Here is a 17222-nt window from a genome sequence, read left to right as displayed (position 1 = left end):
CGGTCCTTCTTCTATTTGCGTCTTTCTGTTTTTTCATCTTGAACAAGCTTACAAAGTTTCTCGTATAAGCGGCTGACAAGAACCCTTAATGTCGATTGGCAGCCGCTTATGCGTAAAGAATTGAACATGAGGGTTTTTGCTCATGTTCAATTCTTTATGTGGATTTATATAGTTTTCTCCCACACTTGATCAAACATCCGCAAAAATTACTCAAACATTTTTTTTATTTTTTCAATCGGATTTTTAGCCGTACTTTTTTGGGCTTTCATTACATTTGTGTATATGGCATCAATAAGGCTTAGCTGAACAATTCTCGAAAACACATCTTCAGAACGGTTTTCTATTCCGCTGGTAACGGTACGCAGCAAAATGTCAGCTTTCTTATTGAGAGGAGACCTTGCCAGATTCGTAATGACAATCGTCTTCGCTCCAGCTTCTTTCGCTGCATCCAGGACACTTAAAGTCTCCGCACTTGCCCCGGAATCTGAAATAATAACCGCCACATCCTTTTCTGTAAGCTGTGATGCTGCTCTTTGCTGCAGGTAAAGATCTGTATATGCCACCGTCGAGATACCGGATCCGATGAATTTATGATGGGCGTCAAGCGCTACGATTCCCGAGCTGCCTGTACCGTAAAATTCAACCCGTTCTGCATTTAATATAGTCTTCACCGCTTTTTTAATCAAAGAAAAATCCATCGTTTGAATCGTATCCTTAAATGTTCGGATGCTTGTATGAAAAATTTTTTCCGTAATGGCTCTTTCATTATCCTGTTCTTGAATTTTTTCTTGAATTTTCTCTTGAACCATCTCTCGAATTGGCGAAGCAATTTCAGACGCCAGCACAATTTTCATTGCTTGATATCCTTTAAAGCCCATTTTTCGACAAAAACGAAAAATGGTCGAAGTGGCTACCCCGATATCTTCCGCGACTTGTGTGATTGGTTGATGAATCATTTTTTCAGGAAACTGTAAAATGTAATTGGCGATTTTCTTTTCGGTTTCACTGAACTCCGGATAAAACGATTGAATTCGAGTCATGCATTGTTGAGGCTGTTCCATTTCTCCACCCCTTTCATACAAAAATTTACTATTATTATAACCAATATTCTACAAAAAGAAAATTTTTTCTTGAAAACGATTGCATCAAAAATGTTTTTTCGTATAATGAACTTACCAGAAAAAAATTTCCCACCCGTACAAAAAGAAGAATCGTAAAATGAGTGGCAGTACAATACTGTGCCAAACATTGAAGCTTTTCCATTTTCTACAGGACTTATTTAGAATGAACACATTTTCAGGGAAATTAATTGCAACACTAAGAAACAAACATAGCAATCTTAAAACTGTTGCACCATACAAGTTATCGGAGGATTCACCATGTCCGGATTAACACTTACCCTGATCACTGCAGCCGGAATATCTCTACTTCTATTCTTGGTTATTCGAACAAAGCTGCATGCTTTTGTCGCTTTGCTTCTTGTTAGTTTGCTCGTAGGTATTGCCGCAGGAATGCCTTTAGATGGGGTTGTTCACTCCATGCAAAAAGGGATGGGCGAAACGCTCGGTTTTGCGGCGGTTGTCGTAGGCCTGGGAGCCATGTTCGGACAAATGCTGGAAGTATCAGGCGGCGCAGAGCGTCTTGCCCAAACATTAATTAAAAAATTTGGCCAGGATAAAATTCCATGGGCATTAGGAGTTACAGGATTTCTTGTCGGTATTCCCGTCTTTTTCGATGTAGGCTTTGTTGTTTTAGTCCCCATTGTATACCGTTTGACACAGAAAACCGGACGCTCCTTACTGTACTATGGGATACCGTTATTTGCAGGACTGGCTGTCACTCACAGCTTTATCCCTCCGACTCCGGGCCCGATTGTCGTAGCCGATTTAATCGGTGCCGACCTTGGATGGGTTATTTTATTCGGAACGATCGCAGGTGTTCCAGCAATGATAGCTGCAGGACCATTGTTTGGAAAATACATTGCAAAAAAAATCCATGTTACAGTACCGGATTATATGAACATCGAGGAAATAGAAGACGATCAAGAACTGCCGGGCTTTGGACTAATTGCAGCCATTATTTTAGTTCCGCTTATTCTTATCCTTCTTCATACAATTTCAAAAGTTCTCTTGCCGGAAGAAAACATCGTCCGTGCAGTATTGACATTCCTTGGACATCCGTTTGTAGCTCTTTTGATCTCGACATTGCTTGTATTCTACTTGTTAGGAGTCAAACGCGGCTACTCAAAACAGGAGGTGCAAGTTATTGCAAGCAAGGCTCTTGAGCCGGCGGGAATGATTATTCTTGTAACAGGTGCCGGAGGCGTATTTAAACAAGTATTAATAGATTCAGGCGTAGGAAAGGTGTTGGCAGATACAATGGCAGCTTCTTCCCTTCCGCCCATCGTCCTTGCTTTCCTTATTGCATCGATGGTACGTATTGCACAAGGTTCTGCAACAGTCGCGATGGTGACAGGAGCCAGTTTAATGTCACCGCTTATAGCCGCTCTTGGACTTGAAGGACCGATCCTTGGCTTGATGGTCATTTCGATTGCTGCCGGCGCAACCATTGCATCCCATGTTAATGATTCTGGATTTTGGCTTGTAAACCGATATTTAGGATTGGATGTAAAAAATACTCTTCGGTCCTGGACGGTAATGGAAACCATCAGTTCCCTTGTAGCATTCGGGATTGTATTTTTAATTGGCCTCTTCATTACTTAAATCCGCATAAATGATGCAGCACAGGCAATTTGAACATCTTGTGTTACATAGATAGGAGGAATTTTTTATGAATAAAAACGGATATATGTTGGGTGTTGATATTGGAACAACGAGTACGAAAGCGGTCCTTTTTTCAAAGGAAGGTACGGTGATCGCCCATCATACAATCGGATACCCTTTACTGACTCCGACTCCTTTAACCGCTGAGCAAAATCCTGACGAAATTTATCAAGCGGTATTGGGAACGATTAAAGAAACCATCAAAAAAAGTTCCATTAACCAAAACGACCTTCTTTGCATTTCGTTCAGCTCGGCTATGCATAGTGTGATTGCGATTGATGAAGCGGGAAAACCGCTGACGAACTCCATCACCTGGGCGGATAACCGAAGCACAAAGTGGGCTGAAAAAATCAAAGATGAATGGAACGGCCATAGCATTTATTTGCGCACCGGTACACCTATTCACCCGATGTCGCCATTATGCAAAATTCGCTGGATCAAAGAAGAGATGCCGGAAATTTTTTCGAAAACCTCGAAATTTATTTCCATTAAAGAATATGTTTTTTATCAATTATTCAATCAATTCCTGGTCGACCATTCCATCGCTTCTGCAACCGGCATGTTGCACTTACATAACCTGGATTGGGATGAAGAAGCACTCAAGACAGCCGGCATTACAAGACAGCATTTATCCGAGCTTGTCCCAACCACCCATTACCTCCAGGGACTTAAAGAAGACATTGCAAAAGAACTGGGAATCCTCCCTTCTACTCCTTTTGTGATTGGCGCAAATGATGGGGTATTATCAAATCTCGGCGTTAATGCCATTGAACCGGGGGTTGTAGCGGTAACGATCGGGACAAGCGGGGCCATCCGAACAGTAACGGATCGGCCTGTCACAGATCCGAAAGGCCGTACTTTCTGTTATGCGTTAACAGAAAACCACTGGGTTATCGGCGGTCCTGTTAATAACGGCGGAATGACGTTCCGCTGGGTGCGGGATGTTATGGCTTCAGCAGAGGTAGAAACGGCAAAAAACTTAGGGGTTGATCCGTATGAAGTACTGACTAAAATTGCTTCCCGTGTTTCTCCGGGCGCGGACGGCTTGCTGTTCCACCCTTACTTGGCCGGAGAACGTGCACCGTTATGGAATGCAAATGCCAGAGGATCTTTCTTTGGTCTAGGCTTGCATCACAAAAAAGAACATATGATTCGTGCTGTCCTGGAAGGTGTCATTTTCAACTTATACAATGTTCTTTTGGCCCTTGAAGAGCAAATCGGTGTTCCGACGAAAGTACAGGCAACAGGCGGTTTTGCCCGCTCTGAACTGTGGCGCCAAATGATGGCAGACATCTTTGATCAAGAAGTGACTGTACCTAAAAGCTTTGAAAGCTCTTGCCTCGGGGCCGCCATCCTTGGCCTCTATGCGTTAAAAGAAATTGACTCATTAAATATCGTTTCCACAATGGTGGGAGCCACCCATAAACACCAGCCTATTAAGGAACATGCGGAAGTTTATCGCGAATTAATCCCTATTTACCTTCGCATTTCGCGTAAATTAACTGAAGAATATAATGCGATTGCCGACTTTCAAAGAAAAACATTAGGTTAAGAAAAAAATCGCTAACGTAACCAACTCGCGTCCCAAGGATGGTTTCATCACTTGGGACTTTTTCTTGTTATCTAGTGAAGGGAGCACCTGGTCCTAAGGAAACTTCCCGTTCTTTATCTTCTTCTAAAGCAAACGGCATATTATCTACATTGACAATAAACACTGCCTGGAAGTCTAGTCTTTTGCTTCTGTCAATTGTACTAAACGGGCAAGTGAAGATGTTGCGACAGGACGTCGTTTTTTTAACCTTTGATCCCTAATCACCCCACTGATGATTTGATCCGTATCTCTTGAGCATGCTTCGATTCACAAGTTCCCTGTCATGTTCCCTTGGTACGATTATCTTTATATGATTAGATTCTAAGCGTGATTTATAGAAATCTTGCTCCATCGTATATTTTGTGCCAAGCAACCCTACCGTACGAATTCCACACTTTTCAATTTGAATAGCTGTTGCGTCAGCAATATGTAAAATAGGAATCGTAATTTTTTCATTTATTTCATTTTCATTCATTTAAGGAAGGCGTAAAAAAGCTCGAGGTAAAAACATTAAAAGAACATGGAAGGGTTGACGACCAGGTAGAATTTGTCGCGACATTCGATGTTGAATTAGAGAAAAACTATAAAGGATCATTATAAAGCAGGCAAAGCCGTTGCGAAAAAAGACATTCGAGAAGGAGACTTAGTCTTCTTTAATACAAATGGTAAAGGTGTCTCTTTTGTAGGGATCTCCCTTGGATCTGTCCAATCTCTCAACACAAAATATTGGAAAAACTCTTATGTTGGCGCAAAACGAGTATTAAACTAAACATTCGGTGTGGTCCCTCCATGCATGACGGAGGGGCCACATCCCTCTTTAACTTTATGATACCAGTTATATGGAAGGTGAAATGTAAATTACTTCATTATACTAAATTAACGGCAAACGCGGCATTTTCTGTTTATGATAACAACAAGAGGCTGACCCGAAGCTCCCAGAATAGTATTGAACCATACCAGCGACTTGCTTCATCCCTGAAAAACATTGAACGAACATTATGATAAATATCGAAAGATTAGAGCATTAAAGGTCGATCATTCTCCATTGAAATTCGTTTAAATATTTAAGTGTACCATTTAAATCCAGTCTATGTTTAATATGTATAGCATCCCTCAAATTCTCCGGAAGATAAGGTGTAAATTTTAATTGAAATTCCTCTTTTTTCTTTTTTTCAGATAGTATCACTTCGTCAGACCACATATAGTTCTTTAAATCTCGATAGAGTTCTTTAACATTTCCCTCGAACTCGAATGTAATTCGCCCCATTCTGTCTCTGCGTTTTACATTCACGCCTAGAACTTTCATCATCCAAAAGAGCGTTGTAGTAATCTGAGTAGATGTGAAAGTTTCAAAAATGTACTCTCTTTTTTCCCTCCATAAAACACGCTCATTCGGCTTAATCTCATACAAATGATAAGGATTTCGAATATCACTAAGAGCATGTTTCGCTTTAGGATCAATATATTCGAAATCTTCGTCTGTACAAAGAATCTCAATCATTTTTTCTCCTATTTTTTCGTGGATATCGCCGCCTTCACCTATATATTTTGGAGATTTTCCATTTACCGCTTTTTGAACGTAGATTTTGTTTCGATTAGAATCCAATGAATAAATCGTCCACAATCGTCCTGATAAAATAATATTATCTCCTTCAAATACAAACGGCGTTTTATCAATGGTCCCTATTTTCCGCACCCCTTCGATTACTTCATATTCTTCATTTGTCATAAATACTGAATAGAACTCTTTACTCCGGAGTAATCGCTCACCTTCTAATCCAACAATCAGTTCCCCTCGACCACTTAACTTTTCGAGAATATCTTGTTCAATCATATAGCAGATGAGTTCCCCTACCTTATTACGATCGAGAGAGTGAAAAATATGATTTTTACTAATTATTCTTATTAATTCCTGCTTCGTAAGACCATTCTTTTCCGCGCATATGGATATGATTTGGTGAAACAAAATGTCATATGGCAACGGATATCCTTTTGCAGGCTCAATCCATTTATCCAATGCCAGTTCCATGACCGCTATTGATTGAAGAAGACTGTCACTGTTTGTACTATAAAGCTGCAATATTTGATTAGAGTTTCGTTTTCGGCCCGAACGTCCAAGACGTTGTTTAAGAGAAGAAACCGTAAATGTGCTGTCCAACTGTATAACAAGGTCCACGTCCCCTATATCAATCCCTAATTCCAGAGAACTTGTTGCAACGACACTTTTTGGTGATTTAGTTTCGAACATCGTTTTTTCTACGTATTCTCTTTCTCGCTTATCGATAGAAGAATGATGGGCATAATATGTTTCACCAGCATGATCTCGTTCCGCCAATCGATTTAAGAAAACGGTAGTTTCCTCAACAGCCCCCCTGCTGTTGCAAAATATAATCGATTTTTGTTCTCTCGTTAATTCCCTCATATCCACAAATAGTTCAACAGGCTTTTTATTGTCATGATCTGCTTGGAAATACATTAAATGATATAGCAGCTCTTTATCAGAGCCTTCATCCTCAATAATTTGTACATTTTCAGGAGATAAATAATTCACCCATTCTTTAACGAATTCAAAGTTATCGATGGTTGCAGATAATCCCACAATCCTAGGTCTCTTATTGGTTATGTCTTCAATTCTAGACAGCAGCGAACGTAACTGCACACCTCTTTCTTTATCAACAAAAGAGTGGATTTCGTCAATGACAATGAATTCTAATTCTTTGAAAATGGCCTTTAAGACCCCAGGGCGGTTGATAAATAGACTCTCAATTGATTCCGGTGTAATTTGCAATATTCCCGACGGATTTTTGATAAACTTCTGTTTCTTGCTTTGAGATACATCTCCGTGCCAGCGGTGAATAGAAATATCCATGTATTCACACAGCTTTTCAATTCGCTCAAACTGATTATTAATAAGTGCCTTTAATGGAGATACATATAGCACTTTTAGGGACTGGCTTGCTCCCTTTTCAACCTTAGTCAAAATTGGCAAAAAGGCTGCTTCTGTCTTACCGGAAGCAGTCCCTGCTGAAAGAATCATATCATTTTCAGTCTCAATAATAGCTGGAATCGCCTTATCTTGAACCGGGGTGAAACTTTCCCATTTCATATCCCAAATTTTCTTTTGAAGAAAATTTGATAACAATTGAAATGAACTCATCGTAACCGCCTACCCTTCTGTTCTGGAAAATCTCGAATATGTAGTGGATGATTGGCTTTCTTGAATTTCTTCTTTACCAAACACGTCTTCCCTATTGTAATTTGGATTCTGATGTAAAATATTTAATGCTCCAAGAAATCCTCTAATGATATCCCCTACCGTCAGATGTTCAGAAGCCCCGGGACGATTATATTCTTTGATAATGAACCTTTTGATTTCATCATCGGTGATAGTTGTTTGGTAATCAAGATGAGCAGCATGGATATCTCTCAATTTTTGCAGCAATAAAAAGGTTTCATCACTCTTTAGAGGAGTCAGCTTAATAACAGGTTGAGACAAATCTCGAAACTCATTTGTTTCAAATCGATTGGTTTCAAGACGGCGCTTTAACGCTCCATAACTAAACAAGCCGCGTCTTTCATCTTCTAAAAATTCCACTGTTCCACCAAACGTAATATAGAGACCCTCAATGTTGCCTTGGAGTGTATCATTATAGATTTTTAGGATAGTCTCGTAGTTTTTATCTCTTGTTTGCGGATGAGTGATTTTGTATAAATTAATCGCTTCATCCAAGTTCACCACAAGACCGGAATATCCAATCTGTTTCACAAACTGAGAGACGATCTTTATGTAGTTATACCAGTTGTTATCATCAATGATATCCCGCACACCTAAGTCTGCTTTTGCTTCTGTTCTTGTTCCGTATTCTCCCCTTAACCAACGCAGGACACGCCGTTGTAAGTCTTGATTATCTTGAACAAATCCTTTGAAATATAAAATTAAAATACGTGCGAAGTCAAACCCGCCAGTTAGGTCATCCATTTTTGAAACAACATTTGTTATTTCTTTTTCAACATCTTTCACAAAATCAGGATTATCAAATTCAACAGTTCCGTATTCTTTGTCCGCCATTATCTTTGTCTGAACATCGTTTATCCATTTATCTAAAATACTGGGAAGAGCATTTCCTTCCGGTTGTGTAGATGTTGATAAATTTTTCATTAGCTCACTATACAAAGCAACAGCTTTCCCCTCTGTTCCATACAATCGCCTTTCAGGTGTGAAATCCGCTGATGTTACCACAAATTTTTCATTGAAAGCAAGTTGTTTAATAAACCCGTGAATGAAGCTTTTCCCGCTCCCGAATGGACCAATAAAAAACTTGATAACGGATGAACCTTTTTTAACATTATCCAAGTCTGTCATGATCTGCCTTGCCTCATCTGCACGACCAACCATGATATGCTGTATTCCTCTATTTGGAACAACCCCGCCAGCCAAAGAGTTTAGTATTGCTGAGGAATCTCGCTTTTTTATTTTCATGCACTACCTCTCCTTTACCATCGTGATAATCGATTCAAATTCTTCATAAATAACAAGGTTTTCTCCCTCATCTTGGATGAGATTATCTTCTAATATTTCTTGGGCTTTTTCATTCATTTCGCTTAAAAATACACCCGGCATCTTCCCCTTCGATTTCAAGAAATGGACCGCCTCAGCTTTTGACCATTCCAGTTCATTGAACTGTTTTAAAAATTCTTTTTCAACCTCACCTAGCTGGCCAACAAACTCTTGTATTTCTTCTTCGTCAATTTCTCCTCCGCTACTAAAAAAGTGATCTAATCCACTTGGAGTGGGATTAGATACGGTAGTCGCCGTTTTTTCTTGTTTCTTCTCTTTCTCTTCATCATTCCCAACCTCAATGAACTTATCTTCATTTTCGTATTCTGATGCCCTATTTTCTACTTCTTGTACCAATTCATCGCTTTGTTGGGACAGCGCTTTAATTCTTTCATCATCAAATTCAATGATTACTCTTGGATGTTTTTCAGGTTTAGGAGGAATAGCACTTCCGCTTTCTTCCTTTTCCTTTTTCTTAACCGTTTTGAAGCGAGTTTTTTCTTTTGGTTTTGACATATATTCCACCATTTCTTCCTTTAAACCATCTGGGAAGAGACCCTCTTCAATCTGCAATTGACGTTTTTCACCATTTAGGAGCCTTGTTACGTTCTCTGCTAATCTAAAAAAAGCGGACACGTCTTTATAGATAAATGGGGTTGGATGAATATTTTGAACATCTAATGTGACATAGTTCCCATGGTAATCCCTTAATGAAACCATTCCGGTTAATAAATACCGGTGATGCTGCTCATCTTTTGTTTCAAAATACAAATTAATGAGTCGTTTTCCTGTCTCTTTTTTTCTATGTTCTTCGAGTAAGTGAATGCAATCCTTGAAGGTTTTATAGACTTTATTCTTATTTTCAGAATAAAACTTCGTATCTCTGTTGGCTTGCAAATAACCTTTCCAGTATGTAATAGAGATTCTAGCTAGATCATTTTCCTTTTCTTTTAGCTGTTTATAAAGGGGCGGAATTTGGGGTGTATACGGACTCCATTTTTCCGCTAATTCATTTTCTCCTAACTCATAAAGCAAATCACCGATTAACCATTCAAACCTCTTACTATGATGTTGTTCCTTGTACGCTTCATAGAGTCTCGCCAACATACTCACATTAAACGACGCTTTTGGATTAAACGAATAATTAATTAATTCATATACAAACACGTAAATGTAGCTTAAATCTGTGCTTAAATATTCACCATTTAGCACCCTTTCTCTCCAATAAAAGTACCAATTTTGTTGTTCCTTATTCATATCGGAAAAAGTGGAATAATACTGTTGAAAGGGAGGCATGCGGCATTTTGGATGCGTACGATTTCTATTTGCCAATGATGCTTTAACAAATTCTTTTGCGGATGTATTGTAGCTGTAATTTATTTCATAGTTACCATAATTTCGTTTCTGTGACGGCTTGGTTACTTCCTGCACTAAATGTAAAATTTTCTGTGGTGTCCGGAGATGCTTAAATTCATCCAGTATAACCTCTTCCTCATTATAAAAAGCGGGTTTTAACGGAATCGTTCTCTTTTTTGCTTCTTCTTGAGCCCGCGGTTTCGGTTTCTTTTTATCTAATCCAAAAAATTTACGAAAGAACAATATTTTTTCTCTCCTTACTTAGTACATATAATCTCAATTGAAGCCTGGGAATGGAATGCTCTCCAACACATTTTTATAATAGTACATACCTAGTATGTAATATTTGGAAACTCAACACAACCGTACAACTAGATTTTCTTAGCCCTATGCTTAAATATATTTAGACAATTTTAAGTCAGTCTGCTTTATCTATAAAAGGCTCTGTTCAAACTTCAGTGTGGATTTTCTATACAAAAGGTTCTGTTGGAGGTTCGTGCGAGTTATGTTTCGTCTCTTTGTCAATAAAGAGCTGCTTGAAGAAAATTCAATAAAGCAAGTGAAAGACCATGTAGAGTTTTCTATCAATAGGAATACCTCAAAAAACGATAGAATACAATAGAATAATTTGACATAGGGGGTATCGTCTATTGGCTAAAATTATTATTCTTTATGAACAACCAAAGGACAAAGAGGGATTTGAAAAGCATTACTTCGATGTTCATGTTCCTCTTGGAAAGAAGATTCCGCATATTAAGAGTGAATCGATACAACGAGTCATTCAGTCACAAAATACCAGCTTAAACCTTTACTTAATGACTGAACTCGGGTTTGAAAACATGGATACACTACATCAAGCATTGGCAAGCCCAGAAGGACGAGCTGCCGAAGATGACGGAAAAAATCTAATGGAATACCTATATCATCCGCCTATTATCATGATTGTTGAATAAGTAGAGAAAATATCGGTGGAAGTTCTATTTTCACTGTAATAAAGAGGTGAGAACATGTCGGGTATTCCTTACATGGAGGAGGATCCATTCGGATTCCTGCCGCTTATTGCGGCTTATTTGCTCTAAAGCCAACAAGAGGCAGAACACCTGTGGGACCAAAATACGGAAGAAGTTGGCAAGGTGCTTGCGTTGATTATGTCCTCACAAGGTCTGTGAGAGATAGTGCGGCAATGTTAGATGAGTTACATACATTTGAAAAAGCAGCTGCTTATCTGGCTCCTCCTTTCCATGGGAACTATTTGCAGATGGCTCAGACACCTAATGAAAAACAACTCAGAATTGCCTTTTCGGTTACATCTCCAATAGGAACCACGGTTCATCCAGAATGTAAGAATGCTGTTATGAAGACAGCAAGAATACTAGAATCAATGGGACATATCGTTGAAGAAAGGGATGCACCTGTGGATGGGAATAAAATCGCTAAAAGTTATTTAACGATGTATTTTGGTGAGGTGGCTGCAACCTTATCATCATTGGAAGAAGTACTTGGACGGAAAGCAATGTTTAATGATGTGGAACCAACAACCTGGATGTTAGGTCTTCTTGGTAAAGCAACCTCAGCCGAAGAATTTATACTCAGTATCAGGGAGTGGGACAAAGCCGCATATTCGATGGAGTCCTTCCATGAAACCTATGACTTTTATATTACACCAACTACTGCATTTCCACCTGCAAAAATAGGAGAGTTAAGCCCGAGTTCATTTGAAAAACTGATGATCAATATTGTAGGTATCTATAGAAATGAATCAATTTATCCACTTTTTCTTCGGCAAGGAAGAAACGATTACAAATTTCTTGATGTACTTTATCCGAACAACAGCAGCCAATACTGTCATGCGAGTGGTTCCAAAATATTGGTAATTCCATCTAAAACATAGTAAGGACACATTTTTGATTTAGCTTGATAAATATGTGTAGGTGCCTCATATAGAGATGAGATGTGAAAGAAAAGGCTGTAGAGTGGGATCATAATCATTCTACAGCCTCTTTCATTAGGTTAACTTGCGATTTGCTCGTGGGAATCCGGTGATTTTTTTGCTTGCAGGAAGCGGTTTGTTTCTGCGACGACTACGCCGCTTAGGCCGATTAGGCCGATTAGGTTGGGAATCGCCATCAAGCCGTTTGCGATGTCAGAAAATGTCCAGACCAGCCCAAGTTTTAAATTGGCGCCGACTGCAACCATTCCGACAAAAATGTAGCGGTAGTACCGAACAGCATTCCGGCCGAATAGGTACTCTACACATTTTTCTCCATAATACGACCAGCCGAGAATCGTTGAATAGGCAAACAAAATAATAGCGATACCAAGAACCATACTTCCTGTGCTACCGAATACGGATTGGAAAGCGAGTGTCGTCGCTTCTACACCTGTTTTTCCAGATTGCCACGCTCCTGTCGTAATCAATACTAGACCGGTAATGGTACATACGACAAATGTATCAAGGAACGTTCCTGTCATGGATACAAGCGCTTGTTTGGCCGGAGAGTCGGTTTTGGCCGCTGCAGCTGCAATCGGTGCGCTTCCTAATCCAGCTTCGTTTGCAAACACACCTCGCGCCACACCGATTTGGATGGCGGATGCAACTGTCGCTCCAACAAAGCCGCCGGCAGCCGCGGTACCGTTAAATGCACCCGAAAAAATAAGCGAAAATGCTGTTGGAACTTGATCAATATGATAAAAGATAATAATTAGTCCAGCAATGATATAAAAGAAGGCTTTTACCGGAACGAAATACCCGGTGACTTTCCCGATTTTTTTAACCCCTCCCAGAATCACAATCGCAATAAAAACAGCCATCAAAATACCGCTAACGATTGGAGATACGGAAAAGTTAATTCTCATTGCCTCGGCAACCGAATTGGACTGTACCATATTTCCGATTCCAAAAGAGGCGGTTGCACCAAAAATGGCAAATAGCACAGCCAGCCATTTTTTCCCTAAGCCGCGTTCCAGATAATACATCGGACCGCCGGAGTATTCTCCGTTTGCACCATTGACTCGATATTTTACCGCGAGAATGGCCTCTGAATATTTTGTTGCCATTCCGAAAAGGGCGGTAATCCACATCCAAAATACCGCACCAGGTCCCCCGATGGACACTGCCGTTGCAACCCCGGCTATGTTCCCCATTCCAATGGTGGCCGCCATGGCGGTCATCAGTGCCTGAAAGTGGCTAATATCTCCGGCTGAGGAATGATCCTCCGATTTTCCAAACGCCAGCTTATGGGCATACCAAAGTTTTGAAAATTGTAGGCCCCGCAGGCGCACTGTAAGGAGGATCCCTGTTCCTACAAGAAGGATCAAGGTAGGAAGCCCCCATACATAATGGTTAATTACTTCTAATACTTGACTCACTGTCTCCATCTCCATTCTCTATGAAAGAAAAAATAAAAAACCATTTCATTCAAATGAAATGGTCTCTGGAGATACAAGGGATAGAAAAATAAACCGATTCGGGATCGGTCTTTTCTGTCGCTTGTCTCTGTCCTTTTACCTGAGAGATTATCCGTTCGTTGTACCAACGGATTTGCTCCTTCGGTGCCCTGTTTCCTCCGTGTCGTTTGGCGACAGGAGGGAGTCTCTCCAGAGATTCGTCCCCATGCAGTTCTACTTGTATCCAAGACCTGAGAGTTTCAAAGCTGTCCGACCAGCTTTTTGCCCCATCGGTAGATCGGTTGATCTTCTCCTGTATGGTTCATCCGAATGTTATGAAATTAACAAATGCAATTATAGTCACTTGTAAAGAATAAGTCAAGACTCAGGATGCTAAAACATTATTTTTTGAATATTCATTTTTATGAGCATCTTACAAAATGGGTTGGGAACCTCATGCCTCCCCTAAGAATTTCCTTACATTTTTTGAATGGTTTAACCAAATATATGTATATAGAAAAATCATCTTAATATAAGGAGGTTCTGGAAGTGCCCGAACATAAACCGGAAGTAATTGAACAGAATGCAAAAGATGAGGAGCATAATGCGAGAAAAGCAACAGCCGTTGTAAATGATGCAATTTCTCATATGGTCCCACAACGACATTATGATGAAGATAAATCACGAAATAAGCGCTAGTAGAAGAGGATGACTCTAGAGGCATAAAAAGACATACCTATGGAGTCATCCTCTTTTTAAATAAATTCACGGTAAAAAAGAAGCTAATTTATAAACTATTTATGTTATGATAAGCTTCACACCGATTAATCTTGACCTCCTTTTCCCCAACACCTCTGTTCCTCTTTCAGCGCCTGGCAATGGCTTTATTCTTCATTGTTTTATTATGTTAATTATTTGACCGTTCAAGTGCCCCGGCTACATCATAGTGACCAAGGTCAATTTCCGTGGGTTTGCCCAGAGCAAGCTTTGCAAGTTCAGAACCCAGGTAAGGTCCAACCGTTAACCCTGAAGCACCTAGTCCATTGGCAATTAACACCCCTTCATAGCCTGGCAATGCGCCGATTACAGGAAGAAAACCCGGCGTGAACGGTCTAAATCCTACCCTTGTTTCAAGCACCGTGCCATTCGCCAGACCCGGAGCAACTGACAACGCTTTATCAAAAATTTCATGCATTCCTCCCGCTGTCACCCGGCAGTCGAATCCGGTCTCATTTTCATGTGTGGCCCCTGCCACCACCCGGCCGTCTTCAAATGCGAGAATGTACTGGTCGTTTGGCGGCATCACAACCGGCCAGCTGCCAGTATCCGTGTCTGGCAGGTGGAGATGAACGATTTGCGCTTTTTGATATGTCACTAAAAAACTGATGCCCAGCGGCTGCAATAGCTCGTTTGCCCAGGCACCTGCTGTTATAATCACCAGATCAGATCGTAACGTCCTCCCCTCTACCTTAACACCCATGACTTGATTGCCTTGATAGACTAAGGCCGCATCTCCTTGAAGAATGGCAGCTCCATGTTTTCTGGCAGCATTTACAAGAGATTGACGGAGAGCCCTTCCATTCACACGAGCCGCTCCGCTTATATGGACAGAACCATATTGTTCTGACAAAGGCGGAAATAAGATTTTCGTTTCGGCCGGCGATAGGCGAGTAATGTCGCCAATTTCCGGAGCGTCCTCACGGCGTTTATGCGCCCTTTCCTCCATCTTATCCAGTTTTCCATCATCTGTATGGAGACTTATGACGCCTACTCGTTTATAGCCTGTATCCGTTTCACCATCCTCTTCCAATTGCTTAATCAAATCAGCATAGTATCTGGCCCCGCCTTTTGCTAATGCGTACCAGGCTTGATTACGGCGTTGCGAGAGCCAGGGGCAGACAATCCCCGCTGCTGCATCAGTGGCTTGTCCCACATCTTGGCGATCAACCAATGTAACATTCGCTCCTGCCTTTGCGAGGTGATAAGCGGTAGACGCCCCAAGAATTCCAGCTCCAACTACAATGTACGTTTGCATGCAAAACACCCTTTACGTTTTAATTCTTCCATTACATATTTTATCAAGTTCCGGGCATGAACACTCCCCCACTTCATCTTCTTTCGTTATCCCTGACAGCGAGCAGGACATTTCAACATCACGAAAGATGAAACCAATTGCCTGTACGTACCAGCCCAATTGGTTCAACTCGTCATCAGTCACACTCTCACTAATTTAAAACTTCACTTTATTACTTTAAGAAAACAAAACTCTCTAAAAAGCTGAAAATATCACGGTAATATATACCTGTTATTCATAAATGCTGGATGGAATATGACATTTACATAGGAATAATGTCATATTCGTCTCATACCTGTAATGTTGTTCATCAAACTAAAAGAAATGTAACTGAATCGTTCGGTGAAATGAGTACGAGCCTATGCTAGAGTTAAATCATAAGGATTTTCAGGAGGTAGCATCCATGAAAAACACATACATGAAATCATTCATTGTAGCTTGTGCAGCCGCATTTACATTTATAGGTCTACAAAGTAGTACGGCCGAGGCTCATACCGAATATCAAGTTTTCAAAGGTGATAACTTTCAGAAATTTGGACAACAATATGGTATAACCATTGATCATATAAAACAAGAAAATAATCTTCTTGATGATTGGACTTATATAGAAGCAATGTTGCCAATTCCGGATAAAACGAAAGTATTGGCCGTACAATTATTAAAACCAGCCATCGAAATCCCTCATAAAGCGAAAGTTTTAGCAGCACAATCATCCAAACCGGCAATTCAAACTCCTCCGGAAACGAAAGTATTGGCAGTACAATCATCCAAACCGGCAATTCAAACTCCTCCGGAAACGAAAGTATTGGCAGTACAATCAACTAAACCGGCAATGAAACCAGCGGAAAAAGAACCGGCAAAACCAGCCGTATCTATTTCAAATAAAGAGAAAGACTTATTTGCCCGCTTAGTAGAAGCGGAGGCAAAAGGCGAACCATATAAAGGGAAAGTAGCAGTTGCGACTGTCGTATTAAATCGAGTTGATTCTCCTCAATTCCCGGATACAGTTACAGATGTGATTAACCAAGTGGTAGGCGGCGCCTATGCGTTTTCACCTGTTCAAAATGGTGAAATTAATAAGCCGGCATCAGATGAGGCGAAACGAGCAGTAGATGAAGCACTAACAAGAAAAGATCGCTTAAATGATTGCATTTATTTTTATAACCCGGAAATTGCAACAGATGATTGGATTCGTACTCGTAACGTAGTGAAAACAATCGGCAATCACGTATTTGCAAAATAACAAGAAAAGCTCCACGTCCCTGCGGCAACTTTTATAAGCCTTCGGGGAAGGACAATCATTTATTTTTTCTGCGATGAACCGTCACTGAAATCCGTGATTTTCTTGGATTTTTAATGACGGTTCATTGCACGAGGGTGTCCCATAAGTCTCGAATTAATGATAAAAATTGATCTTTACTGAAAGGACCCGTCACGGAATCCTCTGATTTTGCTGGATTTTCATGATGGGTC

General features: G+C 40.4%; 13 protein-coding genes, 1 pseudogene and 1 riboswitch. Of the genes and pseudogenes, 7 read left to right on the top strand and 7 right to left on the bottom strand.

The window, feature by feature from the left end:
* Nucleotides 1–206: 206 nt before the first annotated feature.
* A complete protein-coding gene (locus ACFOU2_RS18830) occupies nt 207–1061 on the bottom strand; it encodes a MurR/RpiR family transcriptional regulator (RefSeq protein WP_377917876.1) in 855 nt (284 codons plus the stop codon).
* A gap of 318 nt (nt 1062–1379) precedes the next feature.
* Here ACFOU2_RS18830 and ACFOU2_RS18825 point away from each other — a divergent pair, with 318 nt between their 5' ends.
* Together ACFOU2_RS18825 and gntK are read left to right on the top strand one after the other, a co-directional pair.
* Complete coding sequence (locus ACFOU2_RS18825) at nt 1380–2723, top strand: GntT/GntP/DsdX family permease (RefSeq protein ID WP_377917874.1); 1344 nt, start codon at nt 1380–1382, stop codon at nt 2721–2723.
* Between the two features lie 67 nt (nt 2724–2790).
* Nucleotides 2791–4335 carry a gluconokinase gene (gntK, locus tag ACFOU2_RS18820; protein ID WP_377917872.1) on the top strand — a complete coding sequence of 515 codons (1545 nt, stop codon included), beginning with the start codon at nt 2791–2793 and terminating at the stop codon, nt 4333–4335.
* A 301-nt stretch (nt 4336–4636) separates the two neighbouring features.
* On the opposite strand, the pseudogene ACFOU2_RS18815 reads toward gntK, so the two are convergent.
* Nucleotides 4637–4837: pseudogene (locus tag ACFOU2_RS18815) on the bottom strand (aspartate/glutamate racemase family protein); the annotation flags it as partial.
* A gap of 120 nt (nt 4838–4957) precedes the next feature.
* Between ACFOU2_RS18815 and ACFOU2_RS18810 the strand changes: the two are divergent.
* Entirely contained in the window at nt 4958–5143 is a 186-nt protein-coding gene (locus tag ACFOU2_RS18810) for a C40 family peptidase (protein ID WP_377918658.1), read from the top strand.
* A 255-nt stretch (nt 5144–5398) separates the two neighbouring features.
* Here ACFOU2_RS18810 and ACFOU2_RS18805 read toward each other — a convergent pair whose 3' ends face one another.
* The 3 genes from ACFOU2_RS18805 to ACFOU2_RS18795 are packed head-to-tail and all read right to left on the bottom strand — an operon-like array spanning nt 5399 to nt 10531.
* Nucleotides 5399–7531, bottom strand: coding sequence for a DEAD/DEAH box helicase (locus tag ACFOU2_RS18805; protein ID WP_377917870.1), 2133 nt, complete (start codon nt 7529–7531; stop codon nt 5399–5401).
* Nucleotides 7532–7540: 9 nt separating this feature from the next.
* A complete protein-coding gene (locus ACFOU2_RS18800; protein ID WP_377917868.1) occupies nt 7541–8854 on the bottom strand; it encodes an ATP-binding protein in 1314 nt (437 codons plus the stop codon).
* Nucleotides 8855–8857: 3 nt separating this feature from the next.
* On the bottom strand, nt 8858–10531 hold the full coding sequence (locus ACFOU2_RS18795) for a TerB N-terminal domain-containing protein (protein ID WP_377917866.1): 1674 nt from the start codon (nt 10529–10531) through the stop codon (nt 8858–8860).
* A 407-nt stretch (nt 10532–10938) separates the two neighbouring features.
* Between ACFOU2_RS18795 and ACFOU2_RS18790 the strand changes: the two genes are divergently transcribed.
* Both ACFOU2_RS18790 and ACFOU2_RS18785 read left to right on the top strand, forming a co-directional pair.
* Nucleotides 10939–11241 (top strand): EthD family reductase, encoded by a 303-nt coding sequence (locus ACFOU2_RS18790; protein WP_377917864.1) that lies wholly within the window; start codon nt 10939–10941, stop codon nt 11239–11241.
* A gap of 86 nt (nt 11242–11327) precedes the next feature.
* Nucleotides 11328–12179 (top strand): amidase family protein, encoded by an 852-nt coding sequence (locus ACFOU2_RS18785; RefSeq protein WP_377918657.1) that lies wholly within the window; start codon nt 11328–11330, stop codon nt 12177–12179.
* Nucleotides 12180–12298: 119 nt separating this feature from the next.
* On the opposite strand, the gene ACFOU2_RS18780 is transcribed toward ACFOU2_RS18785, so the two are convergent.
* Nucleotides 12299–13666, bottom strand: coding sequence for an alanine/glycine:cation symporter family protein (locus ACFOU2_RS18780; RefSeq protein WP_377917860.1), 1368 nt, complete (start codon nt 13664–13666; stop codon nt 12299–12301).
* A 108-nt stretch (nt 13667–13774) separates the two neighbouring features.
* A riboswitch (glycine riboswitch) is annotated at nt 13775–13899 on the bottom strand.
* Nucleotides 13900–14224: 325 nt separating this feature from the next.
* On the opposite strand from ACFOU2_RS18780, the gene ACFOU2_RS18775 reads away from it, so the two are divergent.
* Entirely contained in the window at nt 14225–14374 is a 150-nt protein-coding gene (locus ACFOU2_RS18775; RefSeq protein WP_377917858.1) for a hypothetical protein, read from the top strand.
* A 208-nt stretch (nt 14375–14582) separates the two neighbouring features.
* On the opposite strand, the gene ACFOU2_RS18770 is transcribed toward ACFOU2_RS18775, so the two are convergent.
* Nucleotides 14583–15710 carry an NAD(P)/FAD-dependent oxidoreductase gene (locus tag ACFOU2_RS18770; protein WP_377917856.1) on the bottom strand — a complete coding sequence of 376 codons (1128 nt, stop codon included), beginning with the start codon at nt 15708–15710 and terminating at the stop codon, nt 14583–14585.
* Nucleotides 15711–16152: 442 nt separating this feature from the next.
* Here ACFOU2_RS18770 and ACFOU2_RS18765 point away from each other — a divergent pair, with 442 nt between their 5' ends.
* Nucleotides 16153–16992 (top strand): cell wall hydrolase, encoded by an 840-nt coding sequence (locus ACFOU2_RS18765; protein ID WP_377917854.1) that lies wholly within the window; start codon nt 16153–16155, stop codon nt 16990–16992.
* Nucleotides 16993–17222: the final 230 nt, after the last annotated feature.

The sequence above is a fragment of the Bacillus songklensis genome, assembly GCF_042649685.1.
GTDB classification, from domain to species: domain Bacteria; phylum Bacillota; class Bacilli; order Bacillales; family Bacillaceae_H; genus Bacillus_BA; species Bacillus_BA songklensis.
The sequence above is the reverse complement of the archived record's forward strand: the minus strand, read 5'-3'. Positions and strand labels throughout refer to the sequence as shown.

What these genes read in the sequence shown, in the direction of transcription:
- ACFOU2_RS18765 (WP_377917854.1), top strand. Translation starts at nt 16,153, where the DNA reads ATGAAAAACACATACATGAAATCATTCATTGTAGCTTGTGCAGCCGCA.
- ACFOU2_RS18805 (WP_377917870.1), bottom strand. Translation starts at nt 7,531, where the DNA reads ATGAGTTCATTTCAATTGTTATCAAATTTTCTTCAAAAGAAAATTTGG.
- ACFOU2_RS18825 (WP_377917874.1), top strand. Translation starts at nt 1,380, where the DNA reads ATGTCCGGATTAACACTTACCCTGATCACTGCAGCCGGAATATCTCTA.
- ACFOU2_RS18830 (WP_377917876.1), bottom strand. Translation starts at nt 1,061, where the DNA reads ATGGAACAGCCTCAACAATGCATGACTCGAATTCAATCGTTTTATCCG.
- ACFOU2_RS18800 (WP_377917868.1), bottom strand. Translation starts at nt 8,854, where the DNA reads ATGAAAATAAAAAAGCGAGATTCCTCAGCAATACTAAACTCTTTGGCT.
- ACFOU2_RS18770 (WP_377917856.1), bottom strand. Translation starts at nt 15,710, where the DNA reads ATGCAAACGTACATTGTAGTTGGAGCTGGAATTCTTGGGGCGTCTACC.
- ACFOU2_RS18780 (WP_377917860.1), bottom strand. Translation starts at nt 13,666, where the DNA reads ATGGAGACAGTGAGTCAAGTATTAGAAGTAATTAACCATTATGTATGG.
- gntK (WP_377917872.1), top strand. Translation starts at nt 2,791, where the DNA reads ATGAATAAAAACGGATATATGTTGGGTGTTGATATTGGAACAACGAGT.